The organism is Planctobacterium sp. R6, from assembly GCF_055755215.1.
In genome coordinates this window covers 1-2007 of record NZ_JBVTQY010000089.1, presented here as the reverse complement: position 1 = coordinate 2007, position 2007 = coordinate 1, and the positions used below count along the sequence as shown (strand labels likewise).

Sequence of the window (2007 nt, the reverse complement as noted above, 5' to 3'; positions counted from 1 at the left end):
GAATCTGAGCGCAAACTAATCTGACGAGACACCTAACCAAAAACTGGTATTCGTCAGATCAGATGCCGACTTCTACAGCTAACCGATAAGCCGCCGCTCTTGTCATGGATAATCCATCGTGGACAATCATTCATCTGATTGTCCAAAATAAAAAGCCCTGAAAAGAAATCAGGGCTTTCTGAAGTTGGGGAGCTAACCGGTAAGCCGGGTTCTGTCGTGGACAATCATTCATCTAGGCCTGCAATTGCTCACAGGCTCAAGCAATCTACCCGGTTCCAACGCGGGTCGCGCCATAAGGAACCCTATTTGATTTTGCTCCGGATGGAGTTTACCTCGCCACACACTGTTACCAGTGGTGCGGTGCGCTCTTACCGCACCCTTTCACCCTTACCCCATTGCTGAGGCGGTCTTCTCTCTGCTGCACTTGTCGTCGGCTCACGCCGCCCAGAAGTTATCTGGCATCCTACCCTATGGAGCCCGGACTTTCCTCCCCCTGCAAGCAAGCGGCGATTGTCTGGTCAGCTCGCCCGCTATTCTACGTTGTTCAGGGAATTTCACAATCATTAAATATTTAGTGTTTGTTTTGCGCTAACTGGCGCAAAGTGATAAAACTAATCTAAACTGAAATGTAAAAAATGACTAACGAGCACAAATGAGCAAGGGTCCACAGGGTGACGCTTCCCACACCCGATTACTGAAAGATCTCCTGAAACGAATTTATAGTGTATCCCCGGTTAAAGATTCTTTATTTGAAATTGCCGCTGATTACTTTTCTCAGGCACCAGAAAATGAAAAGCGTCTTGCATTCGCTAAATCTCAAATCGATGATGTTGATGAATCTATCGATATGACTTCCGATGCGGAAAAGCTTAAGAAACTCAATGCCAGAAAAGACACCCTGGAAATCAACTACAAAGCCATAGAGCGCGAGCTGGAAGAAAAAAGACTGGCCCGTCTGGAAAAGGTCATCAAAATCACCACCGACCTGATGTCAACCTTGCAGGGCAAAAGCCTTGAGGATTTCAACAGCAATGTTGCACGGGCGCTAGGTACCTTACAACTATTGTCGCCCACGCAAGGTCGCGATGTAGCCAAACAAAATCAAAAAACCAAACACCTTTACAAGGCGATATTGTCCGTTCGCCTGGTGCATCATTTACTGCATGAAGAAAAAATAAAAGACGAATACCTGTGTGCCAAATTTCAGGAAAACATCGACTACATGGCAGAGGCCGATGAACAATCAGAGGAAACCTCTCCCTATCGCACTGATGTTGAAATTCCGTTGATTATTGCCTGCTTATGTCAGGATATTGGTCAGGTTCACCCAGATGCGGATCTGATACTGCGCGGCGAAGACGGTGATCTCGATGAGTTTCGCATGCTGGAAAAAGAAGAGCGCAATAACCTGCTAAAAATAAACTATACCCAATCTCTTAAGTTTGTCACTCAGGGTTTAGGAATGCAGAAGTACGCTGGAAACAGCAAAGAGGAACGCGCCGCATTTAACGACAACGAAAAACGCAAACTCCTGTTCATCAGGAACCTGTTAAAAGGCGCTATTAACCCCGGTGACGGCATTGGCAACCTGTTAAAGGTGCCACAGGTTTATTGCTCTGTAGTGCTGTCAACCAAAGACAATTACAGCTACGAATCTCTGCCCCGCGTTAACGCGGTCATGGAGAGGGGAGCCGAACTCGGCGCCTATAACAAAGCCGTCAGCGATGCCCTGATAGAAATGTTGGGAATCTTCCCACAGGGATTTGGTATTGCCTATATCCCCAAAGATTCCGATGGTTTTGATTTGGACAGGTACGAATATGCCGTGGTTAACTCTTTGTTCCCAAAACAATCTGACGTACCAATTTGTCGCGTTGCCACAAGAGGACTGCAGTTTAATGCGTTTGCACTGAACCACGTCATTGGTAAAACCCCCCTGTGTCAGGATAGTTGTCGCCTCAGTTTTTCGTATTGTTAGACAGGGGGTGGATGACAGGTTTGAGTGAA

The 2007-nt window shown here is 46.7% G+C and carries 1 protein-coding gene and 1 other RNA gene; one reads left to right on the top strand and one right to left on the bottom strand.

Annotated elements, in window-relative coordinates:
- Positions 1 to 184 precede the first annotated feature (184 nt).
- Positions 185 to 526, bottom strand: an RNA gene (gene rnpB, locus AC0J20_RS23250) — RNase P RNA component class A.
- Between the two features lie 126 nt (positions 527 to 652).
- Here rnpB and AC0J20_RS23245 point away from each other — a divergent pair.
- A complete protein-coding gene (locus tag AC0J20_RS23245) occupies positions 653 to 1978 on the top strand; it encodes a hypothetical protein (protein ID WP_473023591.1) in 1326 nt (441 codons plus the stop codon).
- The last annotated feature ends 29 nt before the right edge of the window (positions 1979 to 2007 follow it).